This is a genomic window from Streptomyces sp. NPDC048637 (assembly GCF_040650675.1).
Taxonomy (GTDB): Bacteria; Actinomycetota; Actinomycetes; order Streptomycetales; family Streptomycetaceae; genus Streptomyces.
This window is the reverse complement of the sequence record NZ_JBEZHQ010000026.1, coordinates 29523-55913: the sequence shown is the minus strand read 5'-3', so window position 1 is coordinate 55913 and position 26391 is coordinate 29523. Positions and strand designations below refer to the sequence as shown.

Here is a 26391-nt window from a genome sequence, read left to right as displayed (position 1 = left end):
CGTGAGCGGCGGTTCGATCCCCCGGCTGGTGATCGCCGCACCGTCGTCGGGCGCGGGGAAGACCACGGTGGCCACCGGTCTGATGGCGGCGTTCGCCCAGGCCGGTCTCGTGGTGTCGCCGCACAAGGTCGGCCCGGACTACATCGATCCGGGCTATCACTCCCTGGCCACCGGCCGCCCCGGCCGCAATCTGGACGCCTATCTGTGCGGGCCGGACCGGATCGCACCGCTGTTCCTGCACGGTGCGGCGGGCGCCGATCTCGCGCTCGTCGAGGGCGTGATGGGGCTGTTCGACGGCGCGTCCGGGATGGGCGAGCTGTCCTCTACGGCACATGTGGCGAAGCTGCTGCGGGCGCCGGTGGTGCTGGTGGTGGACGCGTCCTCGCAGTCCCGGTCGGTGGCCGCGCTGGTGCACGGCTTCGCCTCCTGGGATCCGGAGGTGCGGCTGGCCGGGGTGATCCTCAACAAGGTCGGCTCGGACCGCCACGAGGAGCTGCTGCGGGAGGCGATGGACTCCTCCGGTGTGCCGGTGCTGGGCGCACTGCGCCGTGACGGGCGGGCCGGTACGCCCTCCCGGCACCTGGGCCTGGTGCCGGTCGCCGAACGGCGGTCCGAGGCGGTGGAGTCGGTGGCCGAACTCGCCGCGCGGGTCCGCGAGGGCTGCGACCTGGAGGCGCTGCTGGCGCTGGCGCGTACGGTGCCGGAGCTGCCGGACGCGGCCTGGGACCCGGCGGCGGAACTCGCGCCGGCCGAGGGCGCGGCCGCCCCGGAGAAGCCGCTGATCGCGGTCGCGGGCGGCGCCGCGTTCACCTTCTCGTACGCCGAACACGCCGAGCTGCTGACCGCCGCGGGTGCCGAGGTGGCCCCGTTCGACCCGCTGCGGGACGAACAACTGCCGCCCGGCACCCAGGGGCTGGTGATCGGCGGCGGCTTTCCCGAGATCTACGCACCGGATCTGTCGGCCAACGCTCCGCTGCGCGCCGCGGTGACCGCGCTGGCCGCCTCCGGGGCGCCGGTGTCCGCCGAGTGCGCCGGGCTGCTCTACCTGTGCCGGTCCCTCGACGGGAAGCCGATGTGCGGGGTACTGCCCGCCGAGGCCCGGATGACCGAACGGCTCACCCTCGGCTACCGCGAGGCCGTGGCGCTGCGGGACAACGCGCTGGCCGCGGCCGGCACCCGGGTGCGCGGCCATGAGTTCCACCGCACGGTGCTGGAGCCGGGCGCGGGCGCGGACCCGGCGTGGGGGCTGACGCATCCGGAGCGGCGGGTGGAGGGCTTTGTGTCCGGCGGGGTGCACGCCTCGTATCTGCACGTGCACTGGGCGGCCGAACCGTCGCTGGCCGGACGGCTGGTGGCGAGCGCGGCGCGGAGCGCGCCGGCCCGGGGCGCCGCCCGATGACCCGCGGCACCGGCGGGGAGGGGACCCGGCCGCCCGCCGTCCTCGGCCCTCTCGTCTGTGCCACACCCGGCCTGGACCGCACGGTCGCCGAGGTCGCCGAGCCGGCCGCGTCCGGTGTCCACTGGCCGGGGGCGCCCTTCACCGCCGGGGCGGCCGGGCTCGCCGCGGTCCTGGAGGGGCGGCGCGGCCGGGTGGCCTCCGGCCGGGGAGCCGTCGCGGTATGAGGCGTCGGGCGGCCGACGGGACCGGCGGTGCTGACGCGCCACTGGTCGTCGGGGTGGGGGCGAGCCGTGGCGTCCCGGTGTCCGAGGTGCTGGAGCTGATCGCGGCCACCCGCGCGGCGGCGGGGTGTACGGACCGGCCGGTCGTCGCGCTGGCGACGGTCGCGGCCAAGGCCGCGGAGCCCGGTCTGCTGGGGGCGGCGCGGCGGCTGGGGGTGCCGTTGCGATCGTTCCCGGCGGCGGACCTGGCGGCGGTGCGGGTGCCCCGTCCGTCCCTGGCCGCGGCGGCCGCCGTCGGGACGCCGAGCGTGGCCGAGGCGGCGGCGCTGCTGGCCGCGGGGCCGGGCGCCGAACTGGTCGCCGGCAAGCAGAAGTCGGCGCCGCGGGGCCGGCCGGCCCGCGCGACCTGCGCGCTGGCCGGGCCCGCTGTAACGGACAGCGGTGCCCTTACCGCTGGTAGGGAGGGAGTGGCCGCCGACCGCTCTTCCGCTGCGGATAGTGTCAGGACCTCCCCCCACCCGCCCCGCCGTGGCCCGGGTCGGTGGACGGCGGTCGTCGGTGACCCGGCGACCGGCAGCGGACCCACCGGTACCAAGGAGACCAAGTGACGACCCCTCCCGCACTGCTCATCGCCGGTCACGGCACCCGCGACGAAGGCGGGGCCGACGCCCTGCGCGCGCTGGTGCGTCTGCTCGGCGAGCGCCTTCCTGATGTGCCGGTCGCCGGCGGGTTCTTCGGCGTCCCGGCCTCGCCGCTGCCGCTGGCCGGCGCCATCGACGATCTCGTCGGGCGGGGTGCGGCCCGGCTCGCCGTCATACCGCTGCTGACGGCCCCGACCGGACCGGTCCCGGAGGCGCTGCCCGCGGTGCTGGAGCGGGCGACGGAGCGCCACCCCGGGCTCGGCCATGTCTGCGGCGCCGAGCTGGGGCCGCACCCCAAACTGCTCGACGTACTGGAGCGGCGGCTGGTCGAGGCGCTGGGCAGCGGCGCCCGCAGGCCCGCGGACCGGGCCCGCACCACGGTGCTGCTGGTGGGCCAGGGCGCGACCGATCCCTACGCCAACGCCGAAGTGGTGCGCGCCGCCCGGCTGCTGTGGGAGGGCCGCGGCTTCGCGGGTGTGGAGACCGCGTTCGTCTCGCAGGCGGCACCCGATGTCCCGGCGGGCCTCGACCGGTGCCGGGCACTGGCGGCCGCGGCGGCGCCCGGCGGACCGGGCCGGATCGTGGTGCTGCCCTACTTCCTCCTCCCCGGCGGCCCGGTGGAGCGGCTGCATATGCAGGCCGAAGGCTGGGCCGCGGCGCACCCCGGCACCGAGGTCTTCGGCGCGACGGTGATCGGCCCGGAGTCCGAGGTGGCCGACGTGGTCATGGAGCGCTACCACGCGGTGGTAGCGGGCGGTCCGCCGCTCGGCGGTGCGTCGTGCGGGTGCCGGGCGGCGGCGGAGGACGCCCGGCCGGCGCACCGCGCACGGGAGAGCGCCGCCCTGGCCGCGGGCGCCGGGGAACGGTGACCATGCCCCCGCTCACCGGGTCCGCACAGCTCCACGGCCCCGGCCCGGCCGCCCCGCCGCACGAACCCGACCTGCGGCATCACGGCGACGCCGAAGTACGGGGCGCGGACGCCGGGCTGACGGATCTGGCGGTCAATGTCCGCACCGGCACTCCCCCGGCCTGGCTCAAGGCGCGGATCGCCGCGTCGCTGGACGGTCTCGCCGCGTACCCCGACGGCCGCGCGGCGCGCCGGGCGGTGGCGGCGCGGCACGGTCTGCCCGTGGACCGGGTGCTGCTGACATCCGGGGCCGCGGAGGCCTTCGTGCTGATCGCGCGCGCCGTGGCGGCCCGCCGGCCGGTGGTGGTGCACCCGCAGTTCACCGAGCCCGAGGCGGCGCTGCGGGACGCCGGACACGAGGTCGCGCGGGTGCTGCTGGAGGCGCGGGACGGTTTCCGGCTGGATCCGGCCGCGGTGCCCGAGGACGCCGATCTGGTCGTCGTCGGCAACCCCACCAACCCCACCTCGGTCCTGCACCCCGCGGAGGTGCTGGCCTCCTTGGCGCGGCCCGGCCGGACGCTGGTGGTGGACGAGGCGTTCATGGACGCGGTGCCCGGTGAGCGGGCGACGCTGGCCGGGCGCACGGATCTGCCGGGTCTGGTCGTGCTGCGCAGCCTCACCAAGACCTGGGGGCTGGCCGGGCTGCGGATCGGCTATGTGCTGGCCGCCGCGGACACCGTCGCCGCCCTGGAGCGGGCCCAGCCGCTGTGGCCGGTCTCCAGTCCCGCGCTGGCCGCCGCCGAGGCGTGCTGTACGCCCCGGGCGCTGGCGGAGGCGGCCGCGGCGGCCGAGGAGATCGCCGTGGACCGGGACCGACTACTGGCCCGGCTGGGCGAGTTCGGGCAGGTCCGGACGGCCGGCCCGGCGGCGGGTCCGTTCGTGCTGATCCGGCTGCCGGGCGCGGACGGGGTGCGGGCCGCGCTGCGGGACCGCGGCTTCGCGGTGCGCCGTGGTGACACCTTCCCCGGCCTGGGCCCCGACTGGCTGCGGCTCGCGGTACGCGACCGGGCCACCACGGACCGCTTCGTGACGGCGCTGGGCGAGGTGCTCGGGTAGGGCGTACCCGGCAGCCTCCGGCGGGCGGACCCCGCCGGGTTCCCCGTCACACCACGCTTCGCGGGGACCCCGGCGAGGAGGAGGTGTGCCGTACGGTCCGCGGCCCGTACGGCACACCTCGGGCCGTACTCCGCGCGCGACGCCCCCACAGCACCGGCGCGGTGTACGGGGTCGGTCAGCCGCGGCCGCCCTGCGGTGCGGCGCTGCGGCGCCGGCGGGCGAAGACCATCGATCCGGCGCCCGCGGCGAGCAGCAGAGCGGCGCCGCCGGCGAGGTACGGAGTGGCGGAACTGCCGCCGGTCTCCGCGAGGTTCTGGGTGCTGGGCCCGGAGCCCGCCGGGGTCACCTCGGTGCCCTTGCCGCCGGCCGGCTCGGTGCCGCCGCCCGTCTGGCCGCCGCTGGTGCCGCCCTGCTCGGGCGTCTTGCCGCGCGGCGTGGTGCAGGTGGCCTTGGCCAGCGTGACCCGGCCCTGCACGTCGGCGACGTTCAGCTTCAGCGGGTTGAGGGAGACGTTGAGGTCGAGTGCGGTGGCCGCGGCGCCCTTGGAGGTGACGTTCTTCTTCGACAGGTCGAGCCGCACCTGTCCCACCCCCGGCACCTTGACGTCCGTCGTGCCGCCCGCGGTGAGCGTGACCTTCTGGCCCAGGACGCGCACGGGTCCCAGCACATTCGACTCGGCCCGGGGCCGCGTACCCGCCTCGCAGACCGCCTTGGCGGTGACCTGCTGGACTTCGATCACGGACTGCAGCGGCAGACCGGGCAGCTGCACCTTCGCCCGGACGAGGTTGGCGTAGCCCTCGGCCTTGCGGCGGTCGGCGGTGGCCCGTGCGGTGGCGGCGTCGGCGCGCAGCACGCTGAACGGCCTGCCGTGGTCGATGCCGTCGAGCTTGACGGTGAGCGCGGTCTTGTTGGCGGAGGCTGGGGCGTGCACCTCGTTGAGGGCGACGTTCAGCGGGACGTCGACCGTCTTGTTGAGCAGCCCGACGTTCACGCCGGTACGCAGCACGACCGCGTCGGCGGTGCCGCGGGCCGGGCCATGGTCTCCGGTGGCATGCGCGGGGACGGCGCCGAGCAGGACGGCGGGACCGGCCGTGAGCGCGGTGGCGACGAGGGTCGCGGCGAGGCGTCGGGGCATGCCGAAGGAGCTGGTGGGACTGGTGGACACGTGTGTGGAACCCTCACAGGAGAAATGGAGCCGCCGGCCGCGCCAATGGGGGACATCACGCGGGCCGACGGCATCGACCCGCACATCGTGTCCGTACCGAGGGTGAACGGGCAGCCACGTGACGTCAGTTCATCCCAATGGGTGGTTTCCGTGCCTTTATTCGATTCCCGTGACACGGGGCACCACCCGCGCACCAGCCGCCCCACCTCCCGGGTGACCCGCGTTGACCGGGCCGGTGCACGGGCCGGTGCACCGGCGCACCCCGGCAGCTACCCCACGATCCGCCCTCGCAGCACCACCCGGCGCGGTGCGGCCAGCACCCGGACGTCCTCGCGCGGATCGCTCTCGTAGACCACCAGGTCCGCCGAGGCCCCCTCGGTGAGGCCGGGGCGGCCGAGCCAGTCCCTGGCGCCCCAGGTGGTGGCGGAGAGGGCCGCCACGGCGGGCAGGCCGGCCCGGGTCAGCTCGACGACCTCCTCGGCGACCAGGCCGTGGGCGAGCGAGCCGCCGGCGTCCGTACCGGCGAAGACGGGCACTCCGGCGTCGTAGGCCGCCCGCACGGTGTCGTAGCGGCGGGCGTGCAGGCGCCGCATATGGTCCGCCCAGCGCGGGAACTTCGCCGCGCCACCGTCCGCGAGCCGCGGGAAGGTGGCGATGTTGACGAGCGTGGGGACGATGGCCACCCCGCGCTCGGCGAACAGCGGGATGGTCTCCTCGGTGAGCCCGGTGGCGTGCTCGATGCAGTCGATACCGGCCTCGACGAGCGGGGCGAGGGTGTCCTCGGCGAAGCAGTGGGCGGTCACCCGGGCGCCCAGCCGGTGGGCCTCGGCAATGGCCGCCTCGACCGCCCCCCGGGGCCAGCAGGCCTCCAGATCGCCCGTGGAGCGGTCGATCCAGTCACCGACGAGCTTGACCCAGCCGTCGCCGCGGCGGGCCTCCCGGGCGACGTAGGCGACCAGGTCCTCCGGCTCGATCTCGTGCGCGTAGTTGCGGATGTAGCGCTTGGTACGGGCGATGTGGCGGCCGGCGCGGATGATCCGCGGCAGGTCCTCGCGGTCGTCGACCCAGCGGGTGTCGGAGGGGGATCCGGCGTCGCGGATCAGCAGCGTGCCGGCGTCACGGTCGGTGAGCGCCTGTTTCTCGCTGGTGGGGGCGTCCACCGGGCCGTGCGCGTCCAGGCCCACGTGACAGTGGGCATCGACCAGGCCCGGCAGGGCCCAGCCCGTCACGGTGGTGGCATCCCGTGCCATGGCCGGCCGGTCGAATGTCACCCGGCCGCCGACCACCCACAGCTCGTCGCGCACGTCGTCCGGTCCGACGAGGACCCTCCCCTTGAGGTGCAGCACCGCACCTTCACTCATGGACGTCATACCGGCACTTTAGGCGGCGCGCCGCGCCGGGTGACCGTGGCGGTCGCACCCGTTGCACGGTCGCATTTCCCCGCTCGTTTCCCGGGCGTCCGGTATCCCGCCGGGCTTTCGGTCCGGACCGTTGTCCGTGCACTCTCCGTACAGCTTCCGCCACCCGCGCCGCACGGTTCTCCGTGCGTTCTCCGCAACTCTCCGTACGTTTCCCGCAACCTTCCCGGACATCGCCTGGCGCATGTTCTTGCGGGTCTTGTCATGGGTTTGCCGCACAGGTTTCCATGGGCCTTCCGCCCGACCTTCCGGCGGCGAATTCCCAATTCCTCAGAAGTACAGCTTCCCGTATTCTTCTGCCCGCTTTTCCGCACCTCAAACGCCAAGATTTCGCTAGGGCAAGTTCCATAATTCGGACGGATCTCATGGGTGTTACGGAGCTGTGACCGACTACACAACGTGTCTGTTTTGCCCCGAACATCCTGGTCAAATCGGGACAACACGCGGTGGCATCGCGCGTACGGGCGCCCCCGCGCGATAACACATCTTGCCCGCTTCCGTAACCCCTGCTCGCGATGCAATTTCCCTTTTCCCTGGGTAAATTTAATTCCCATGACCGCCGCACAAGCAGACCATGCAGGTGCCCGAAGCGATATCAGAGAATTTCCGGAGGGCTTCAAGCTCGACACCCCACGCGTGGAGGACGGAGCCGCGATCTGGCGCATCGCCCGCGACTCGCAGGCGCTGGATCTCAACTCCTCGTACAGCTACCTCCTGTGGTGTCGCGACTTCGCCGCCACCTCCGTCGTCGCCCGCGACACGGAGGGCGAGCCGGCCGCCTTCATCACCGGATATCTCCGCCCCGAGCGCCCGGAGACCCTCGTCGTCTGGCAGGTCGCCGTCGACGACGCGCACCGTGGGCAGGGACTGGCGGCCGCACTCCTGGACGGGCTCACCGCCCGGGCCAGGGACGAGCTGGGCGTACGTTTCGTCGAGACCACCGTCACCCCCGACAACACCGCATCCAACCGGTTGTTCGCGTCCTTCGCCGAGCGGCACTCAGTGCCGCTCAAGAGCGAGGTGCTCTTCGACGCAGGGCTGTTCCCGGAGCAGGGCCACGAGCCGGAGGTGCTGCACCTCATCGGCCCGTTCGAGCCACCGGCCCGCTCAGGGCACTCCTGACGCACCCAGGACCGCGCGGCGAGGACGCCGCAGCGGTCGTGCGGGACCCGGCACCACACCCCGTGACACCGCCGGCACCGCCCAGCCCCCTACAGACTTCTCATCCTTTCGCCACTCATCTCCCAGGAGCATGCTGTGACCATCACCCAGCCCGATCTGAGCGTCTTCGAGACCGTGGAGTCGGAGGTGCGCAGCTACTGCCGTAGCTGGCCCACCGTCTTCGACCGCGCGCAGGGCAGCCGCATGACCGACGAGGACGGCCACACCTACCTCGACTTCTTCGCCGGGGCCGGGTCGCTCAACTACGGCCACAACAACCCCGTCCTCAAACGCGCCCTGATCGACTACATCGAGCGGGACGGCGTCACCCACGGCCTGGACATGTCCACCACGGCCAAGCGGGCCTTCCTGGAGTCGTTCCAGAACATCATCCTGCGGCCCCGCGACCTGCCCTACAAGGTCATGTTCCCGGGCCCGACGGGCGCCAACTCCGTCGAGGCCGCGCTGAAGCTGGCCCGTAAGGTCAAGGGCCGCGAGTCGATCGTGTCCTTCACCAACGCCTTCCACGGCATGTCGCTGGGCGCGCTCGCCGTCACCGGTAACTCCATGAAGCGGGCCGGTGCCGGTATCCCGCTGGTGCACGGCACCCCGATGCCGTTCGACAACTACCTCGACGGCACCTACCCGGACTTCCTGTGGTTCGAGCGGCTGCTGGAGGACCAGGGCTCCGGCCTGAACACCCCCGCCGCCGTGATCGTCGAGACGGTCCAGGGCGAGGGCGGCATCAACGTCGCCCGTCCCGAGTGGCTGCGTGCCCTCGCCGACCTGTGCGAGCGCTGGGACATGCTGCTCATCGTCGACGACATCCAGATGGGTTGCGGCCGTACGGGTGCCTTCTTCTCCTTCGAGGAGGCGGGCATCACGCCGGACATCGTCACCGTCTCGAAGTCCATCAGCGGCTACGGCCTGCCGCTCGCGCTCACCCTGTTCAAGCCTGAGCTGGACATCTGGGAGCCGGGCGAGCACAACGGCACCTTCCGCGGCAACAACCCGGCGTTCGTCACCGCCGCCGCGACGCTGGACACCTACTGGGCCGACGGCCAGATGGAGAAGCAGACTCTCGCCCGCGGTGAGATCGTCGAAGCACACCTGAAGGCCATTGCCGAGGAGCACCCGGACGCCATTGCCGAGTACCGCGGCCGCGGTCTGGTGTGGGGCATGGAGCTCAACGACAAGCCCGTCGCCGACAAGATCGCCAAGCGCGCCTTCGAGCTGGGTCTGCTGATCGAGACCTCCGGCCCGGAGAGCGAGGTCGTCAAGCTGCTGCCCGCGCTGACGACCACCCCCGAGGAGCTGGACGAGGGACTTCGGGTCCTCGCCCGCGCGGTCCGCGACTGCGTCTGACCACTCCAGAGCCCCTTACCGTTCCACAGAAAGGCACCGAGTCACCGTGATCGTCCGATCCTTCAAGGACATCGAAGGCACCGACCGCCACGTCAAGGCCAAGTCCGGCACCTGGGAGAGCAAGCGCATCGTGCTCGCCAAGGAGCGCGTCGGTTTCTCGCTGCACGAGACCACCCTGTACGCCGGGACCGAGACGTCGATGTGGTACGCGAACCACATCGAGGCCGTACTCTGCGTAGAGGGTGAGGCCGAGCTCACGAACGATGAGACCGGCGAGAAATACACCATCACGCCGGGCACGATGTACCTGCTCGACGGGCACGAGAAGCACACCATGCGGATCAAGGAGGACTTCCGCTGCGTGTGTGTCTTCAACCCGCCGGTCACCGGCCGCGAGGACCACGACGAGAACGGGGTCTACCCGCTTCTCACCGAACCGGAGTCTGAGCCCGAGACGGTCTGAGGCGTCAACCCTGCCTGCCCCGTCCGGCAGCGCTGAGGAAGGCACACGCACGCGCACGTAAGCCAGATTCCGTACGAGAGGAGAGGAAGGCAACACCATGACCACCGCACCCGAGCGCACCGCCGACCTGTACCCGACCCGTGGGACCGCTGAGGTCATCACCCCGCGGAAGGACCCGGTGGTGTGGTCGCAGCCCGGAACGGCCGGCCCCTTCGAGCCGTCCGAGCTGAGCGACTTCGAACGCGACGGCTTTTTCGCCATCGGGGAACTGCTCACGGCGGAAGAAGTCGCGGTGTACCGCGCCGAACTGGACCGTCTCGTCCTCGACCCGACGATGCGTGCCGACCCGCGCTCCATCGTCGAGCCGAAGTCGCAGGACGTACGGACCGTGTTCGAGGTGCACAAGATCAGCGAGGTGTTCGCCAAGCTGGTCTCCGACCCGCGTGTGGTCGGCCGTGCCCGGCAGATCCTCGGCTCGGACGTCTATGTCCACCAGTCGCGGATCAATGTGAAGCCCGGCTTCGGTGCTACCGGCTTCTACTGGCACTCGGACTTCGAGACCTGGCACGCCGAGGACGGTCTGCCGAACATGCGCACCGTGTCGGTCTCGATCGCGCTGACGGAGAATTACGACACCAACGGCGGCTTGATGATCATGCCCGGCTCGCACCAGCACTTCGTGGGCTGTGAGGGCGCGACGCCGAAGGACAACTACAAGCGGTCGCTGCAGATGCAGGACGCGGGCATCCCGTCGGACGAGGTACTCACGAAGATGGCGGACAAGCACAGCATCCGCCTCTTCACCGGCAGGGCCGGCTCGGCGACGTGGTTCGACTGCAACGCCATGCACGGCTCGGGCGACAACATCACGCCCTACCCGCGCAGCAATGTCTTCATCGTCTTCAACAGCGTGGAGAACGCGGCGGTGGAGCCGTTCGCGGCGCCGGTCCGGCGCCCGGAGTACATCGGGGCCCGCGACTTCACTCCGGTGCGTTAGGGGACGTTCGCACCGGTGGCGCGGCCGCCGCACAGCAGGTCTGTGCGGCGGCCGTGCCGTTTTTGTACGGCGGGTGTGCGAAGGCACCCGCCAGGGCGGGGCCCCCGTACTCCGCCCTGCCGGGACCCCCGTACCCGGCAAGGCGGCCCGCCCGCACCCGGCCGGCGGCTCCTCAGGCCTCCAGCGCCGGGTAGTCGAGGTAGCCGGAGTCGTCGCCGCCGTAGAAGCTCGCCCGGTCCGGGGTGTTGAAGGGGCCGCCGAGCGCCAGCCGGCGGGGCAGATCGGGGTTGGCGAGGAACAGCGCGCCGTACGCGAGCAGATCGGCCCCGCCCTCCTCGACGAGGGACAGCTCCTCGGGCCCGGTGGGCCGGCCGTCGGTGGCCGGGTTGAGCAGGAACGTACCGCCGAAGCGCTTGCGCAGCCGGGCCAGCAGCTCCAGGTCGCGTACGTCGCAGGTGTGCAGATAGGCCAGGCCCAGCGGGGCGACGGCCTCGACCACGGCGGTGTAGGTGGCCTCGGGCGCGGGCTCGTCGATGTCGTTGAAGGGGTTGCCGGGCGACAGACGCAGACCGGTGCGGTGTGCGCCGGCCTCGGCGGCGACGGCCTTGACGACCTCGATGGCGAAGCGGGCGCGGGCTTCATCGGAGCCGCCCCACTCGTCGGTCCGCACATTGGAGTTGGGCGCCAGGAACTGGTGGACCAGATAGCCGTTGCCGCCGTGGATCTCCACACCGTCGAACCCGGCCTCCAGGGCGTTACGGGCCGCCGCCGCGAATCCGGCGATGGTCTGCCGGATCTCCTCGCCGGTCAGCTCCCGCGGGGTGACGAAGTCCGTCGGCCCCTCCTGGGTGAAGCCCTGGCCGGCTGCGGCGACCGCGGAGGGCGCGACGGGCACCAGGCCGTCGGGCAGCAGCACCGGATGGCCGATGCGGCCGCTGTGCCACAGCTGGGCGAAGATCTTGCCGCCCGCGGCGTGCACGGAGTCGGTGACCCGGCACCACCCGGCGACCTGCTCCGGGGTGTGCAGTCCCGGGGTCAGCGGGTAGCCACGGCCGACCGGCTCGGTCTGCGCGGCCTCGGCGATGATGAGTCCGGCGGAGGCCCGCTGGGTGTAGTAGCGGACCATCGACGGGGTCGGGACGCCCTCGGCGGTGGCGCGGTTGCGGGTCATCGGGGCCATGACGAGACGGCTGGCGAGCGGGGTGCCGGCGAGGTCTATCGGGTCGAACGCGGTGGTCACTGAGGGCCTTTCAACTGCTGTCCGGAACAAGATCGTTGCCCATTACATCAGCTCTCTCAACGCCCCGCGCCCGCCCCGTATTCCCCGGCCGTCCTACCCCAGCAGGCTCAGCAACCGGTCCACGTCGTCCGTCGAGTTGTAGAGGTGGAAGGCCGCGCGGAGCAGCCCGCCGCGCACCGCGACCCGTACGCCCGCCTCGGTCAGCCGGTGCTCCGCGTCCGCGATCCCCGGGGTGGAGACGATCGCCGAGCCGGGCGCGGGCCGGGGCGTCAGACCGCGCTCGGCCAGCCCCGCGCGGTAGTACGCGGCGAGGGCGGTGTTGTGGGCGTGGATGGTCTTCACACCCAGCTCCGCGAGGAGGCCGAGGGACTGCTCGGCGCCGATGTAGGAGTAGTGGGCGTGCGGTTCGTCGAAGCGCCGGGCGGTGGCAGCAGGCTGGATCGGCCCGTAGTTGGACTCGCCGATGTCCTCCCCCGCGACCCAGCCCGCATGAAGGGCGGCCGGCCACTCCGCGCCCCGCCCGTAGTCCCCGCCGAACGCCATGAAGGTCGCCCCGCGCGGGCACAGCAGCCACTTGAACGCCCCGGCGACCACGAAGTCGAAGTCGGCGGCGCGCAGCGGCAGCCAGCCGGCGGCCTGGGTGATGTCGAGGTAGGTGCGCGCCCCGTGGGCCCGCGCGGCCTCGCGGACCGCCGCCATGTCGGCGATCCGGCCGTCCAGCGACTGCACCGCGCTGAAGGCGACCAGCGCGGTGCCCGGGCGCACCTCGTCGGCGAGCGCCTCCAGCGGCACGGTGCGCAGCTTGAGGCCCGGGTGGACGGCGAGCGGATTGAGCAGGGAGCTGAAGTCGCCCTCGGGGGCCAGCACTTCGGCGCCCGCCGGGAGCGAGGCCGCCACGAACGCGGACTGCACCGCGACCGAGCTGCCGAGGGCGACGCGCTCGGCCGGGAGGTCCATCAGCCGGGCGAAGGCGGCGCGGGAGGCCGTGGCGGCGGCGAAGTAGTCGCGGCCCATCGTGCCGTAGGAGGCGGACTCCTCCAGGGCCGCACGCAGGGCGTCGGCACTGCGCCGCGGGAGCAGTCCGCTGGAGGCGGAGTTCAGATAGGTGGTCTCGGGCGCGAATTCGGCCCCGCCGAGTGGCTCACGTCGATGCATGTCCCCACTCTGCGCGGCCCAACGCGCCGCGTCCATGGCGAATCTGCTTGGCCGGCCCGCAACAGTTCCTTATCGTCGCAGGTCACGCCGGGTGCGGACGGATCGGCCCCGGCTCACTTCCCGGGCACGGCGCAGCTGTCGTCCCCGCACACCCCGGCCTGGCCCGCCTCGCCGGTCGGCCGGAGCGGTTCCGCCCCGTCGGCGTGCGCCCGCTCCAGTGCCTGCCGGAAAACCTCGGCGGGCTGCCCGCCCGATATGCCGTACCGGCGGTCGATGACGAAGAACGGCACCCCCGTGGCGCCCAGCTCCGCGGCCTCATGCTCCTCGGCGCGCACCTGCCGCCGTTCTGATCTCCGCTGGCCCTGACCCTGAGGGCAACCCCCGCCCCGTCCGAATCCAGCGCGGCAGGGGAAGGCGTGAGGCAAAGTCGAAAGTTTCAGAATGTCGCCCATGATGGAGATGGCGAACGCCAGGGCTGCTGTCACGATCGGCCTTCCAGCTCACTCTGCCAGCGAATACAGACGCCCAGGAAAGCCGCGCATTTCATTCTGGGTAGGAACGGAAGCACCATGCCAAATCCAGAGCGTAAGGACTTCCGCCATTCCTGACGACACGCCAGATGGCCGTCGCCGGCCTCGGGCTTGACCGATCAGCGTTGCTCCGGTAAGCGGCGGGCATACCCTTGACGCGAGGTGATGCCGATGTCGACAGGGTTGGCAGAAAACGTCAAGAAGTACCGGCGTACGGCCGGACTGAGCCAGGAGGGGTTGGCAGAAGCGGCTGACCTGTCACTCAGCACGGTCCGCAAGGTGGAGCAAGGCGGGCACGTCAGCATGGACACCCTTGCTGCCCTTGCTGGTGCACTGGAAGTCTCCACTTCCGACCTGTTCGCCAGCGAAGCGCCTGAGTCGGTGGTCGGCGTGCAGGATGAAGCGAATCGCCGCTATCTCGCTGAGCTGAGGCGTGCCCTCATGCCCCCGATGGGGCTTGCTGCCCCCCTGTTGGAGCCTGGTACGGCCGAAGTGCCATCCGTCATCTGTCAGGGCGTACAGGACAGCCACGCGCTCTACCAGGCCGACCGATACGGGGCGGTCGCAAAGCGCCTTCCCTCGCTGCTGCGTAGCTCTGAGGCCGCTGTGTCTGCCTTTGAGGGTGAAGATCAGCAACGCGCCATGATTGCGCGGGCGCATTCGCTATTACTCACAGGCAAGTACCTCACTCAGGTCCGGCAATACGACATGGCCTATTACGCACTCGCTGAGGCAATCCGACTTGCCCGCGAAACGGGCCAAACTCAATTGGCCGCAACGGGAGTTGTGGGGTTGTGTTGGTTGCTGCTCAGGCAAGACCGATTCGATGAAAGCGAACAGCTTGCAGCACAGACGGCAGCGGAGATTGAACCACGAATGTCTCAGGCAAGCCCCGCACAACTTGCCGTCTGGGGTGAACTGTGGCTCAGGGTTGCGGCTGCCGCGCGGAGAAACAGCCGGCCGGACGTGGCGAAGCATGCCCGCCGAATGGCTGCAACCGCCGGGGGTGCACTGGAGCGGGAACACACGGAATTCCCGACGCATTGGAGCGCATTTGGTCCCGTGACCGCTGAGGCAAAGGCTGTTGAGGACCTTGCCCTTGTGGGTGACGCACGTGGTGTTCTCCGTCGCGCCGACGAAGGACCCCTCAGCGTCAAGGCCATGAGGAACTTTGGCCGATTGAGCACGAACAATTGGGGACGTCACCGGCTTGACGTCTCCCGTGCGCATACCTTGCTGCGGTCTCACCAGGACGCCATGGATGAGCTTGTCAACCTTCGTGAAACCGCTGATGTCTGGCTGACACATCAGCCCTTGGCGCGGCGCGTCATGACGGACATCCTCAAGACCCGTAAGCGGAAGCTGACCGCAGAGATACGCAGCATGGCCGCTCACCTGGGCATTGCCGGGTAGGTACTGCGGAGCGTGGCACTTCCGTACATGGCGTCACTGAACTACTCATCTCCGCATCTGGAATGCTCCTCTGACGGTTCGTAAGTTCCCTCTACAGGCAACGTGAGGGGACGGCATGGCAGCGAGCACGGCGACCACCACTGAGGCGGACTACGGGACCTACGCCCCTGACGGGTCCACGTGCGCCGATTGCAAGCAGATGATCAAACGGCTTGAACCCTGTCGCCGTTCCACCATCGACAGGCAATCCGGTTCGTCCGTCGCTGTTTACCGGCATTCCGAGTGCCCCCGATGACCGCCCCGGCAAAGCGCACCAGCGCCCGTCTGAGCGCCTTACCGGAACCTGAGCTGGTGAGTCTCACTGATGACCCGCTGGGGCCGTATGCGGACTCTCCTGACGGCTGGTGGACGGAGTACGGCGGGGCACTAGATGTGGCTTCTGGCGTGGTCCATCTCCCTGACCCCAAGTTCCCGCCGTGCCCGTTTCCGTGCGCCCGGTGCCAGGGAACGGACGCCGAGTGATCGCACTGCCATTTGCTCTCCGGACTCCCCGCGCAACGTCCGCCGGGGCTGACTTCCGTACAGGCTTCCGTGCCGGTACGCCGGGACGGATTGCAAGACGGCACGGGGACCGATTCCCCGCAGTAGTCCAGCGAAGGGATAGACACCATGAGCACGATCCCGGAATTCGACTTCGTCAGCGCGGCTGCCTGCCGTGACAAGAAGGTTGGCAACTGCCCGCAGGTGGCAGTGAACGTGCCGGGCGTGGTGGCGTTGCGGGACAGCGAGCGGCCCGAGACCATCGTCACCATGACACCCGACCAGTGGACCACGCCGGCCGACGCCGTCAAGGCCGGAGAGTTCGACCTGAGCGCCTGAGAGTAGGTCCCGTGGAGAAGTGCCCCCGCTGTTTCGCTGAGTGCCCCACAGACCCTGAGAACGGGTTGCCCTGGTGCGCAGAGTGCGGGGCCTTCTTCAACCTCTCAGCGCCCGCCTGCAAGGGGCTGTGGTGGTGGCGCAACCCTGCCACCCGTGCCCCCATCCGGCCGCGCGGACACTGAGCAGGGACCCCTACCAGCCCCGTCCGTGCGCTGCCCCGTGGCGCATGGGCGGGCTTCTTGCTGCCTGGTCATAGCCCATGATCAAAGCGTCGCGGGAACCTATGGTTCCCGCGACCTGTCAGCGCTGTCGGCCGGGTACGGTCCCGGCATGACCTCGTCACAGGGATTTCTCGGCTTCTGGGAGACGACCGGGTCCGCCAAGACCTTCACCCATCCGCTCGATCCGGCGCTGCTGGATGCGTATGTGCCGCGGAGCGCGCGGCTGCTGGACTACGGCTGCGGCTACGGGCGGCTGACCGCCGAGCTGGCCGGGTTCGGGTATCGCGCGGTGCGCGGGGTGGATGTCTCGGCGGCGCTGATCGCGCGGGGGAAGCGGGAGCATCCGGAGCTGGAGCTGCTGCGCTGTCCCGGTTTTCCGCTGCCGTTCGGGGACGGCGCGTTCGATGGGGCGCTGCTGTTCGCGGTGCTCACCTGTGTTCCCCGGGATGCGGACCAGACGGCGATCGTCGGGGAGCTGGGGCGGCTGGTGCGGCCCGGTGGGGTGCTGTATCTGAGCGATGTGCCGTTGCAGGGGGATGCGCTCAACCGGGAGCGGTATGCGCAATTCGCGGAGCGGTACGGGACGTACGGGGTGTTCGAGACGCCCGACGGCGGGGTGTTCCGGCACCATCCGCCGGAGCGGCTGCGGGGGCTGCTGCGCGAGGCGGGCTTCTCGGTGCGGAAGGAGCGGGCGGGGTCGGTGGCCACGCTGGACGGGCGGACGGCCGAGCGGCTGCAGATCATCGCCCGGCGGGAGCCGGTGCCGCCGGCGGCGTCTGCGCCGTCGCCAGGTCCAGCGTCAGGGTGAGGTGGGTGGCGTCCGGGGCCGGGCGGCGGTCCGGGTCGGGGCGCCAGCCGAGGCGGGTGTAGAAGGCGCGGGCGCGGTGGTTGTGCCAGAGGACGTCGAGGACGGCCCGGGAGAAACCGGCCGCGCGCCAGGCCCGGAGGCAGGCGCTGTGCAGGGCGCGGCCGACGCCGGTGCCCCAGTGGCCGGGGTCGACGTGGAGCTGGTGGAGGGTGACGGCCGGCCGGGGGTGGTCGGCGGGATGGCGGTAGGAGGCCGCGCCGACCACCGTGCCGTGCCGGGTGGCGCAGAGCGCGTGGGTGTCGTCCCGGGCCAGGTCGCGTGACCAGACGTCGTGCCATCGGGCCCGCTCGGCCGGGACGTCGAAGGGCGCGTCCGGGAACCGGGCGCGGTGGTACGCGGCGCGGGCTCCGGTGTGCAGAGCGGCGATCGCGGCCAGGTCCGCAGCGGTCGCGGCGCGGACCTGGAGGGCCGCCTCGTCAGGGGCGGGGCGCACGGTCGCTACGCGCCCTCGGCGCGGCCGTCGACCCGGCGCGGCAGGCCGAGCGGGTTGTCCTCGCGCAGCTCGGGCGGCAGCAGCGCCGGCGGAGTGCCCTGGTAGGCGACCGGGCGCAGCCAGCGTTCGACGGCGCTGCCGCCGACGGAGGTGGAGGTGGAGGTGGTGGCCGGGTAGGGGCCGCCGTGGTGCTGGGCGGGGGCGACCGCGACGCCGGTCGGCCAGCCGTTGACGACCACCCGGCCGGCGAGCGGGGTGACCTCGGCCAGCAGCCGGGCGCCGCGGCCCGCGTCATCGGTGCCGGCGCTCTCCGCGTCGCCGAGCTGCAGGGTCGCGGAGAGGTTGCCGGGCAGCCGGGCGAGTACGGCGCCGATCTCGGCCTCGTCGCGGTAGCGGGCGACGACGGTGACCGGGCCGAAGCACTCCTCCAGGAGGAGGTCGTGCGGGCCTTCGGCGGCCAGACGGTCGGCGGGGACGGTGAGGAAGCCGGCACTGACGGTGTGCTCGCTGCCCGCCCCGGGGGTCACCGGCGCCTCGACACCGGGGAGCGCGGCGCGGGTGCGGATCCCGTCGAGGAACGCCTCCCGCATCCGGTGGTCGAGCAGCACCCCGGCCTCGGTGTCGCTGACCGCAGCGGTCAGCGACGTCAGCAGCCGGTCGCCCTGCTCGCCGCCCGGCGCCAGGACCAGGCCCGGCTTGACGCAGAACTGGCCGACGCCGAGGGTCATCGCCCCGGCCAGCCCGGCACCGATCTGCTCGGCGCGCTCGGCGACCGCGGCCTCGGTGATCACGACGGGGTTGAGGCTGCCCAGCTCGCCGTGGAAGGGGATCGGGTGCGGGCGGGACGCGGCCGCGTCGTACAGGGCGCGGCCGCCGCGCACCGAGCCGGTGAAGCCGGCCGCGGTGATCAGCGGGTGGCGCACCAGGTCGATACCGGCCTGGAAGCCGTGCACCAGGTTGACCACGCCCTCCGGCAGGCCGGCCTCCCTGGCGGCGCGGCGCAGCAGCGCGGCACACAGCTCGGAGGTGGCCGGATGGTCCGGGTGGGCCTTGACGACGACCGGGCAGCCGGCCGCGAGGGCGCTTGCGGTGTCGCCGCCGGGTACCGAGAAGGCGAGCGGGAAGTTGCTGGCGGAGTAGACCGCGACGGGGCCCAGCGGGATCTTGTAGCGGCGCAGGTCGGGCCGGGGCGGGGTGAGTGACGGGTCGGCGTGGTCGATCAGGACGTCGAGGAACGCGCCGTCCTGCACCAGATCCGCGAAGGCCCGCAACTGGTAGGTAGTGCGGGCGAGTTCGCCGGTGAGCCGGCCGGGACCGAGCGCGGTCTCGGCGTCGGCGGCCTCGATGACCGCGTCACCCGCCTCGTCGAGCAGATCGGCGGAGCGGCGCAGCAGGGCGGCGCGTACGGTGCGGTCGGCCAGCGCGCCCCGGGCGGCGTGTGCCGTGCGGACCGCGGTGTCCACCTCGTCGGCCGTGGCTTCCACCGCGACCTGTTCCCGCTGCTTCCCGGTTCGGGGGTCGACACTCCAGACTGGTGCTGCTGCTGTCGCTGCCACCGTGCATTCCTCCTGGGCGATGCTGCCGAGTCGTTCCGCGTCCTGCCGCACACCGGATCACGTTCGATATGCTGAACGCTGTCCCAGATGATGAACAACTGGGACTCTATGGCGGTCCGAACAGAGGGGTCAAGGGCGATGTCAGCTGCCGATACCGGTGGATCGCAGGTCAAATCCGCCGTGCGGACGGTCGAGTTGCTTGAGTACTTCGCGGGCCTTCCCGGTATGCACAGTCTGGCCTCGGTCCAGGAAGCGGTCGGCTACCCGAAGTCCAGTCTCTACATGCTGCTGCGCACCCTCGTCGACCTGGGCTGGGTCGAGACCGACACGACCGGCACCCGCTACGGCATCGGGGTGCGCGCACTACTGGTCGGCACCTCGTACATCGACGGCGACGAGGTGGTGGCCGCGGCCCGCCCGACGCTGGACCGGCTCTCCGACGACACCACTGAGACCATCCACCTCGCCCGGCTCGACGGCACCAATGTCGTCTACCTCGCGACCCGCCAGTCGCAGCACTATCTGCGCCCCTTCACCCGCGTCGGCCGGCGGCTGCCCGCGCACTCCACCTCGCTGGGCAAGGCGCTGCTCGCCACGTACACCGACGACCAGGTCCGGGCGCTGCTGCCGCCGGCCCTCGCGCAGCTCACCGAACACACCCTCACCGACCGCGAGCAGCTGATCGAGGAGCTGCACACGGTGCGCGAACAGGGCTATGCGGTCGACCGCGAGGAGAACACGCTGGGCCTGCGCTGCTTCGGCGTCGCCATCCCCTACCGCACCCCGGCGCGGGACGCGATCAGCTGCTCGGTGCCGGTGGCCCGGCTGACCCCGGGGCACGAGCAGATGATCAAGGACACCCTGTTCGACGCCCGCGACCGGCTGACCCTGGCCACCCGGCGGCTGTGAGGCGGTCCCGCCGGACCGGTTGAGCCTCCGCCTCCCCTCCCCCGTACGGCGGAGGGGGATCGTCACCGGGGCCGAGGTGCTGCGGAGCGGCCGCCGGAAGGCTGGTGGCCATGAGCACCAGGACCAGCCACCTCGCACGGGCCCCGCACCCCGCCGCACCGCACTCCGCCCCGCGCACGGCGGCCCGTACGGTGCTGCGCCTGACCACGCTGGCCGCAGGTGTCCCCTACCTCTCGCTCAAGATCGCCTGGATCGCCGGCGACCGCATCGGCATCCCCGAGGGCAGCGCCCTGCGGCGGGCGGGAAACGGCCACGCTGACCGCCACGGCAGCCGACCCGAAGCTGCCCACACCGCTGATGAGCCTCACTTACGCTGTGCAGATGATCGTCGGGACGATGGTGGTGGTGGCCGGGGCCCACTTCTTCGCCGGACGTGCGGCCGTCCGGTGCGGCTGATGGGCCGGCGCTGGGTCCATCTGGTGCTGGGCGGCGCGCTGTTGATGCCCTTCTTCCTGCTGGCCTCGGTGGCCCTGCCGCTGGTGGCGGACGGCGCCGACCCGCTGCGTCAAGTGGGCTGGCAGTTGGTCGCGTTCGGCTGTGCGCTGCCGCCGGCCGCCCTCGCCGCCCTGCTCTTCCCGCTGCTGCGGCCGCTGGAGGTGACCGCCGTACGGTCGCTGTGCGGGGTGCCCGCGGAGCGGCTGGCCGAGGAGCCGGCGGTCTCGTGGGCGGCCCGGCGGCGTACCGCGCTGTGGTTCGTGGCGCATCTGCTGACCGGTGGGATCGTCAGCGGGATGACGCTGTCCGCGCCGCCGGCCGCGGTGCTGCTGCTGTTGCTGCCGTTCTCCGACACCCTGCGGCACACCGCGGTGGGGTGGCCGGACGCCTTCCAGGGCGTGCTGGGCCCGCTCACCGGACTGGCGCTGCTGGCGCTGGTGACCGGCACGTCCTGGGGAGCGGGGGCGCTGCTGGGTCGCATCGCCCCCGTGCTGCTGGGCCCCACGCCCGCCGACCGGCTGGCGGCCGCCGAGCGCCGGGCCGCCGATCTGGCGTCCCGCAACCGGCTGGCCCGCGAGCTGCACGATGCGGTCGGGCATGCGCTGAGCGCGGTCACCCTCCAGGCGGGCGCGGCCCGCCGGGTCCTCGACACGGACCCGGAGTTCGCCCGCCGGGCGCTGGCCGCCATCGAGGAGACCACCCGCGACGCGGTCGCCGAACTGGACACCGTCCTCGGCCTGTTGCGCGAGGAGGACGGCAGCGATCCGGCCGCGCCCGCGCCCACCCTGGACGGGCTGGCGGCGCTGCTCGGCCGGACCCGGGCGGCCGGCCTGCCGGTCGAGGCGACGGTGGAGGGGACGGGTGCGGGGCTGGCGCCGGTGGTCTCCCGGGAGGCCTACCGGATCGTGCAGGAAGGCCTCAGCAACGCGCTGCGGCACGCCGGACCGGTGCCGGTCCGGCTGCATCTCGGCGTCCAGGAGGGCGCGTTGCTGATACGGGTGGAGAATCCGGTGCCGGGGCCGGCGGCCGGCTCCGCGGGCCCGGCGGGCCGGCCGGGCGGGGGCCGCGGGCTGCGCGGGATCGCCGAGCGCGCACGGCTGCTGGGCGGCACGGCGACGGCGGCGGAACAGGACGGCGTATGGCGGCTGACGGCCCGGCTGCCGCTGGCGGGGACGGAGAAACGGTGAGCGGGGCGGCGTACGACACGAGACCGGAAGCCGGGGACAGGGAGCACGGGGCGGCGTATGACACAGGACCGGAAGCCGGGGACAGGGGCGGGGTGAGCGGCATGACCACAGCGCAGGGCGACGACCGGCGGGCGGGCGACGGGGACGCCCCCCGCCCCCTTCGTATCGTGCTCGCCGACGACGAGCGGATGGTGCGGTCGGCGCTGCGCGCGATCCTGGGTGCCGAGGGCGATATGGAGGTCGTCGGCGAGGCGGCGACCGGCGCCGAGGCGGTGCCGCTGATCCGTGCACTGCGCCCGGACATCGTGCTGATGGACGTCCGGATGCCGGAGATCGACGGGATCCGGGCGACCGAGCAGGTGCTCGCCGGGATGGACCGGCCGCCGCGCATCATCGTGGTGACGACCTTCGAGAACGACGCCTATGTCTATGACGCGCTGCGGGCCGGTGCCAGCGGGTTCCTGCTCAAGCGGTCCGGCGCGGAGGACCTGGTGCAGGCCGTGCGGCTGGTGGCCCGCAGCGACTCGCTGCTGTTCCCGGCCGCGGTGCGCCGGCTGGCCGCCCGCCACGCCGGGGAGCGGGCCGCGGACGACGCGGTGCGGGCGCTGCGGGCGCGGCTGTCGGAGCGGGAGCGGGCGGTGCTGCGGCTGATGACGGCCGGGATGACGAATGCCGAGATCGCGGACCGGCTGGGGGTGGGCCCGGCCACGGTCAAGACGCATGTGGCAGGCGTACTGGCCAAGCTCGGCGTACGGGACCGGACCCAGGCCGTGATCGCCGCGTACGAGTGCGGGTTCGTCCGGCCGGGGTGAGCGCCGGGCGACCGCCGACGCTGAGCACGGGCAGGTCGCCTCCCGTACGCCCCTTCATTGTCCTGGTGCGTGGCTCCAACTCACCGACGCACATGGGACGTTACCGAAGTCCGCCAGGGGCAGCCCGTGGAGACGGCGAAAGGCCCCGCCTCTACGATGGGCCGATGGCGTCGATCAAGCAGGTCCAAATCACCTTCGACTGCGCAGAACCTGAGCGCGTCGCCCGCTTCTGGTCCGAGGCGTTGGGGTACGTCGCACCGCCGCCACCAGAGGGGTTCGCCACGTGGGACGATTTCGATCGCGCGCTGCCCTCTGAGCATCGGGGTCCGGCGTTCGCCTCATGCGCCGATCCCTCAGGTGTGGGCCCGCGGCTGTTCTTCCAGCGTGTTCCCGAAGGCAAGGTCGTCAAGAATCGGGTGCATCTTGACGTGCGGGTCGGCACCGGGCTCGTGGGTGAAGAGCGCCTGGCCGCGCTTGAGGCCGAATGCGCACGGCTGGTCGCGCTCGGCGCGGTACGCGGGCAGCTACTGCTTGCCGATGACGACAACGAGTCGTGCCTCGGGATGCAGGACATCGAGGGCAACGAGTTCTGCCTCGACTGAGGGGCCCGCGAACGCGGCACCTTCGCGAGCCGACTGGTGCCGTTCGCCCTCATGAGGGTCGCCGTCTACTGGGACCTGCACGGCATCGAGACCGTCTCGGTCCGGATCGGCTCCTGCTGCCCGGAACCGGCGTCGGTACGGATGCGGTCGATCTGGCTGAGCCCGGCCGACTGCGCACGACTGCTGGACGCCGCGCTCACCGCGCCCGGCGTGGGCCACACAGTCGTCTACGGCTCCTCCGCCAACACCCGCCTGTGGTGGGACCTGTCGACGGCCCGCGCCCTGGGGTACACACCGCAGGACGACTCCGAGCCGTACGCGGCGGAGCTGATCGCCGCCCAGGGCCCGCTGGACCCCCACAACCCCGCTCACGACCGTCTCGGCGGCACCTTCTGCACCGACCCGCCCCAGTGGCCGCACTGACCGGCGCACCCCCGCGGCCGTACGGAGCACCACGCGGCGCACGCCACGGAACCCGTGCCGCCCGCCCGGCGTCCTGGTCTACGTACCGATACTCCGCGCAGGAACGAGGAACGCATCATGGGCATCGTCAGCTGGCTCGTACTCGGGCTGATCGCGGGCGTCATCGCCAAGGTTCTGCTGCCGGGACGGGACCCGGGCGGGCTCATCGGCACGACCCTGATCGGCATCGTGGGGTCCTTCCTCGGCGGCTGGCTCTCCACCAAGTTTCTCCACGAGCCGATCCCGAAGGACTTCGGCGAGCCGAGAATGTGGGTCGCCTCGATCGCCGGGGCACTGGTCCTGCTGATCGCCTACCGGCTGCTCTTCGGCAACTCCCGCGAACGCCGGTGAACGGGCCGGGCGGCCACCGGACCGCAGGTAATGGAACCGCAAAGGCAAGCCGATCGTTGAGCACGGCATGACCGCTATGACTCCTGGCTCGAACCTCCCGCTCAGCGCCGTGCGGGTGGCGGTGGATGTCACCGCCCCCGTGCGGCTGGACGTCTCGGGCCTGCTGCTGGCCGCCGACGGCAAGGTGCGCTCCGACGACGACTTCGTGTTCTACAACCAGCCCGCCGGGCCGGGCGTGACGCACTCCGCGGCGGCCGGCGGCGGCGACACCATCACGGTGGACACCGCCGCGGTGCCCGCCGGCATCGAGAAGATCGTGGTCACCGCGAGCCTGGACGCCCCCGGCGCGACCTTCGCCGGCACCGAGCCGACCGGCACGGTCCGCAACGCCGACGACGGCAGCGTCCTCGCCTCCTTCACCCCGCCCCAGCTGGGCACCGAGACCGCGCTGGTGGTCGTCGAGATCTACCGCCGCGGCGACGCCTGGAAGGTCCGCGCGGTCGGCCAGGGCTATGCCAACGGCCTGGCGGGGATCGCCACCGACTTCGGCGTCAGTGTGGAGGAACCGGCCGCACCCGCCGCCGCCCCGCAGGCGCCCCCCGCTCCTCCGGCGCCCGCGGCACCCGCGGCACCGGCGGCACCCGCGGCACCGGCCGGCCAGTGGGGGCCGCCCGCCGGCGCCCCGGCCCCTGCCGCCGCGGCCGCCCCTGCCGCCACCCCGGCCGCGCCCGAGGCCGCCGCCCCGGGCAAGATCAACCTCGACAAGGGCCGCGTCAGCCTCCAGAAGAACCAGACCGTCTCCCTGGTCAAGGGCGGCCGCCCGCTGCTCAGCTCGGTCCGGATGGGCCTCGGCTGGGAGCCCGCCTTCCGCAGCAAGAGCATCGACCTGGACGCCTCCGTCATCGCCTACGGCCCGGACCGCAAAAAGATCGACAACTGCTTCTTCGGCAAGCTGATGATCCTGGGCGGCGCGATCCAGCACTCCGGCGACAACCTCACCGGTGAGGGCGCCGGCGACGACGAGGCGATCACCGTCCACCTCGGCGGGCTGCCCCCGGAGGTGACGGGCCTGGTCTTCGTCGTGAACTCCTTCTCCGGCCAGAAGTTCTCCGATGTGGCCAAGGCGTACTGCCGCCTGCTGGACGCCCAGAGCGGCGAGGAGCTGGTCCGCTTCGACCTCACCCACTCGGAGCCCCGTACGGGCGTGATGATGGCCAAGCTCATCCGCCAGTTCTCCGGCGAGTGGGAGATGACCGCACTGGGCGAGTATGTCGACGCCCGCACGGTCCGCGGCATGGTCAAACCGGCCGCCAAGGCGCTGTGACCCGGAGACGCCCGCTCCCCTGACGGCCCCGGCGCCGTCAGGGAGGCGGGCGTCGGCGGGTCCCCCACGGGCCACCCGGCGGATGGCCTTCCCTGGTGCGGGAACGGTCCAGGCCCGAGAATTGTGTCGTCCGTATCGCCGGGCTCAGCACCTCTCCATCCCCGTCCGCACGCCCCCGGGATTCCCCCCGTTCCCCCACGCCCTTCCGCCACGCACCGGCACGGCAGAGCCCGGCACGGCATGTCCCCCACGGCCCGCACGAGGAGCGTTCGATGACGCAGCAGCCGCCGCCGGCCGGACCCGCGGACCCCCCGGACGGCCCAGCGCCCCCGGACATTCCCGACCGGGTCGCCCGGGTCTACGGCGAGCTCGACCTCAGCACCGTCCCCGCCTTCGCCGGCGGCTTCATCAATTTCGGCTACTGGACGGGCCTGCCCGGCCCCGCGGACCGGGAGCTGACCCGGGCCGACCGGGTGCGCAGCGAAGAGGATCTCTACCGCCTGGTGCTCGGCACCTTCGACCGGCCGCAGGGCCGCACCGCCCTGGACGTCGGCTGCGGACGCGGGCTGGGCTGTGCACTGGCGCTGCGGGAGTGCGGTCTGGGGACGGTCATCGGGCTGGACGCCCACCCCGACCAGATCGCCCGTGCCCGGGAGGCCAACGCGGAGCTGCTCGCCACGTCCGCGGACACCCCTGGCCGGCTGGAGTTCGTCCTGGGCGCCGCCCAGGACATCCCGCTCCCCGACGACTCCGTCGACTGCCTGTTCTCCGTCGAGGCGGCGCAGCACTTCCGCGATCTGCCCGGTTTCGCCCAGGAGGCCGTACGGGTGCTGCGCCCGGACGGCCGGCTGGCGCTGACCACCTTCTTCGCCCGCACCCGGGCGGCCGCCCGCGCCCTGCCCGAGCTGCTGCCCCCGTACGCCGACGGCCTGGATGTCCCGCACGTGGTCGACGAGGTCGCCGGGACGCTGGCCGCGGCGGGTCTGCGGGAGGTGCGGGTCCGGCCGATCGGCGACGGGGTCTGGGAGCCCTACGACCGCTATATGGCCCAGCAGCCGGAACTCCACGACGACGAGTGGCCACGCCGCTATCTGACGGCGTACGAGACCGGTCTGCTGGACTACTACGTCCTGACGGCGGCGGCCGGCTGAGCCGCCACCG

Annotated in this window: 24 protein-coding genes and 3 pseudogenes; 20 read left to right on the top strand and 7 right to left on the bottom strand. The window is 72.3% G+C overall.

Annotated elements, in window-relative coordinates:
• Position 1: 1 nt before the first annotated feature.
• The 5 genes and pseudogenes from AB0C46_RS27700 to cobC all read left to right on the top strand — a co-directional run bounded on the left by AB0C46_RS27700 (position 2) and on the right by cobC (position 4224).
• On the top strand, positions 2 to 1399 hold the full coding sequence (locus tag AB0C46_RS27700; protein ID WP_362831058.1) for a cobyrinate a,c-diamide synthase: 1398 nt from the start codon (positions 2 to 4) through the stop codon (positions 1397 to 1399).
• Positions 1396 to 1623 (top strand): hypothetical protein, encoded by a 228-nt coding sequence (locus tag AB0C46_RS27695; protein WP_362831057.1) that lies wholly within the window; start codon positions 1396 to 1398, stop codon positions 1621 to 1623. The genes AB0C46_RS27700 and AB0C46_RS27695 overlap by 4 nt, the downstream gene beginning before the upstream one ends.
• Positions 1620 to 2039: pseudogene (locus AB0C46_RS27690) on the top strand (cobalamin biosynthesis protein); the annotation flags it as partial. The gene AB0C46_RS27695 and the pseudogene AB0C46_RS27690, both read left to right, overlap by 4 nt.
• 185 nt (positions 2040 to 2224) lie before the next feature.
• Complete coding sequence (locus AB0C46_RS27685) at positions 2225 to 3130, top strand: sirohydrochlorin chelatase (RefSeq protein ID WP_362831055.1); 906 nt, start codon at positions 2225 to 2227, stop codon at positions 3128 to 3130.
• Between the two features lie 2 nt (positions 3131 to 3132).
• The gene (gene cobC, locus AB0C46_RS27680; protein ID WP_362831054.1) at positions 3133 to 4224 is read left to right on the top strand and encodes an Rv2231c family pyridoxal phosphate-dependent protein CobC; all 1092 of its coding nucleotides are present in this window, start codon (positions 3133 to 3135) and stop codon (positions 4222 to 4224) included.
• Between the two features lie 175 nt (positions 4225 to 4399).
• Here cobC and AB0C46_RS27675 read toward each other — a convergent pair whose 3' ends face one another.
• On the bottom strand, positions 4400 to 5359 hold the full coding sequence (locus tag AB0C46_RS27675; protein WP_362831143.1) for an SCO1860 family LAETG-anchored protein: 960 nt from the start codon (positions 5357 to 5359) through the stop codon (positions 4400 to 4402).
• A 299-nt stretch (positions 5360 to 5658) separates the two neighbouring features.
• Complete coding sequence (locus AB0C46_RS27670) at positions 5659 to 6750, bottom strand: amidohydrolase family protein (RefSeq protein ID WP_362831142.1); 1092 nt, start codon at positions 6748 to 6750, stop codon at positions 5659 to 5661.
• 609 nt (positions 6751 to 7359) lie between these two features.
• Between AB0C46_RS27670 and ectA the strand changes: the two genes are divergently transcribed.
• The 4 genes from ectA (at position 7360) to thpD (ending at position 10793) form a co-directional block, all read left to right on the top strand.
• The gene (gene ectA / locus AB0C46_RS27665; RefSeq protein WP_362831053.1) at positions 7360 to 7929 is read left to right on the top strand and encodes a diaminobutyrate acetyltransferase; all 570 of its coding nucleotides are present in this window, start codon (positions 7360 to 7362) and stop codon (positions 7927 to 7929) included.
• A gap of 135 nt (positions 7930 to 8064) precedes the next feature.
• The gene (ectB, locus tag AB0C46_RS27660) at positions 8065 to 9333 is read left to right on the top strand and encodes a diaminobutyrate--2-oxoglutarate transaminase (RefSeq protein WP_362831051.1); all 1269 of its coding nucleotides are present in this window, start codon (positions 8065 to 8067) and stop codon (positions 9331 to 9333) included.
• A gap of 46 nt (positions 9334 to 9379) precedes the next feature.
• Positions 9380 to 9796, top strand: coding sequence for an ectoine synthase (locus tag AB0C46_RS27655; RefSeq protein ID WP_018091828.1), 417 nt, complete (start codon positions 9380 to 9382; stop codon positions 9794 to 9796).
• A 97-nt stretch (positions 9797 to 9893) separates the two neighbouring features.
• Positions 9894 to 10793 (top strand): ectoine hydroxylase, encoded by a 900-nt coding sequence (gene thpD / locus AB0C46_RS27650; RefSeq protein WP_362831049.1) that lies wholly within the window; start codon positions 9894 to 9896, stop codon positions 10791 to 10793.
• 172 nt (positions 10794 to 10965) lie between these two features.
• On the opposite strand, the gene AB0C46_RS27645 is transcribed toward thpD, so the two are convergent.
• The 3 genes and pseudogenes from AB0C46_RS27645 to AB0C46_RS27635 all read right to left on the bottom strand — a co-directional run.
• Positions 10966 to 12033, bottom strand: a complete 1068-nt coding sequence (locus AB0C46_RS27645) for an alkene reductase (RefSeq protein ID WP_362831048.1) — start codon at positions 12031 to 12033, stop codon at positions 10966 to 10968.
• 93 nt (positions 12034 to 12126) lie between these two features.
• The gene (locus AB0C46_RS27640) at positions 12127 to 13188 is read right to left on the bottom strand and encodes an aminotransferase class V-fold PLP-dependent enzyme (RefSeq protein ID WP_362831046.1); all 1062 of its coding nucleotides are present in this window, start codon (positions 13186 to 13188) and stop codon (positions 12127 to 12129) included.
• A 113-nt stretch (positions 13189 to 13301) separates the two neighbouring features.
• Positions 13302 to 13526: pseudogene (locus AB0C46_RS27635) on the bottom strand (DsbA family protein); the annotation flags it as partial.
• Between the two features lie 363 nt (positions 13527 to 13889).
• Between AB0C46_RS27635 and AB0C46_RS27630 the strand changes: the two are divergent.
• The 3 genes from AB0C46_RS27630 (at position 13890) to AB0C46_RS27620 (ending at position 17039) form a co-directional block, all read left to right on the top strand.
• Positions 13890 to 15131: a helix-turn-helix transcriptional regulator gene (locus tag AB0C46_RS27630; RefSeq protein WP_362831045.1), complete on the top strand. Its 1242-nt coding sequence runs from the start codon at positions 13890 to 13892 to the stop codon at positions 15129 to 15131.
• Between the two features lie 669 nt (positions 15132 to 15800).
• Entirely contained in the window at positions 15801 to 16010 is a 210-nt protein-coding gene (locus AB0C46_RS27625) for a DUF397 domain-containing protein (protein WP_362831044.1), read from the top strand.
• 330 nt (positions 16011 to 16340) lie between these two features.
• Positions 16341 to 17039, top strand: coding sequence for a class I SAM-dependent methyltransferase (locus AB0C46_RS27620; protein WP_362831043.1), 699 nt, complete (start codon positions 16341 to 16343; stop codon positions 17037 to 17039).
• Here AB0C46_RS27620 and AB0C46_RS27615 read toward each other — a convergent pair.
• Positions 16972 to 17532, bottom strand: coding sequence for a GNAT family N-acetyltransferase (locus AB0C46_RS27615; RefSeq protein ID WP_362831042.1), 561 nt, complete (start codon positions 17530 to 17532; stop codon positions 16972 to 16974). The two genes, AB0C46_RS27620 and AB0C46_RS27615, sit on opposite strands and share 68 nt — an antisense overlap.
• Before the next feature lie 5 nt (positions 17533 to 17537).
• Positions 17538 to 19088 carry an aldehyde dehydrogenase (NADP(+)) gene (locus tag AB0C46_RS27610; RefSeq protein ID WP_362831040.1) on the bottom strand — a complete coding sequence of 517 codons (1551 nt, stop codon included), beginning with the start codon at positions 19086 to 19088 and terminating at the stop codon, positions 17538 to 17540.
• Positions 19089 to 19226: 138 nt separating this feature from the next.
• Between AB0C46_RS27610 and AB0C46_RS27605 the strand changes: the two genes are divergently transcribed.
• From AB0C46_RS27605 to AB0C46_RS27570, 8 genes and pseudogenes are all read left to right on the top strand, one after another.
• The gene (locus tag AB0C46_RS27605; RefSeq protein ID WP_362831038.1) at positions 19227 to 19997 is read left to right on the top strand and encodes an IclR family transcriptional regulator; all 771 of its coding nucleotides are present in this window, start codon (positions 19227 to 19229) and stop codon (positions 19995 to 19997) included.
• A gap of 455 nt (positions 19998 to 20452) precedes the next feature.
• On the top strand, positions 20453 to 21679 hold the full coding sequence (locus tag AB0C46_RS27600) for a histidine kinase (RefSeq protein WP_362831140.1): 1227 nt from the start codon (positions 20453 to 20455) through the stop codon (positions 21677 to 21679).
• Between the two features lie 101 nt (positions 21680 to 21780).
• Positions 21781 to 22491, top strand: coding sequence for a response regulator transcription factor (locus AB0C46_RS27595; protein WP_362831037.1), 711 nt, complete (start codon positions 21781 to 21783; stop codon positions 22489 to 22491).
• A 164-nt stretch (positions 22492 to 22655) separates the two neighbouring features.
• Positions 22656 to 23093 (top strand): VOC family protein, encoded by a 438-nt coding sequence (locus AB0C46_RS27590; protein ID WP_362831035.1) that lies wholly within the window; start codon positions 22656 to 22658, stop codon positions 23091 to 23093.
• A 63-nt stretch (positions 23094 to 23156) separates the two neighbouring features.
• Positions 23157 to 23516 (top strand): annotated as a pseudogene (locus AB0C46_RS27585) (NAD(P)-dependent oxidoreductase); the annotation flags it as partial.
• A gap of 117 nt (positions 23517 to 23633) precedes the next feature.
• Positions 23634 to 23906, top strand: coding sequence for a GlsB/YeaQ/YmgE family stress response membrane protein (locus AB0C46_RS27580; protein WP_362831034.1), 273 nt, complete (start codon positions 23634 to 23636; stop codon positions 23904 to 23906).
• A gap of 76 nt (positions 23907 to 23982) precedes the next feature.
• Positions 23983 to 25230 carry a TerD family protein gene (locus AB0C46_RS27575; protein ID WP_362831138.1) on the top strand — a complete coding sequence of 416 codons (1248 nt, stop codon included), beginning with the start codon at positions 23983 to 23985 and terminating at the stop codon, positions 25228 to 25230.
• Between the two features lie 272 nt (positions 25231 to 25502).
• Complete coding sequence (locus AB0C46_RS27570) at positions 25503 to 26381, top strand: methyltransferase domain-containing protein (protein ID WP_362831032.1); 879 nt, start codon at positions 25503 to 25505, stop codon at positions 26379 to 26381.
• Positions 26382 to 26391 lie beyond the last annotated feature (10 nt).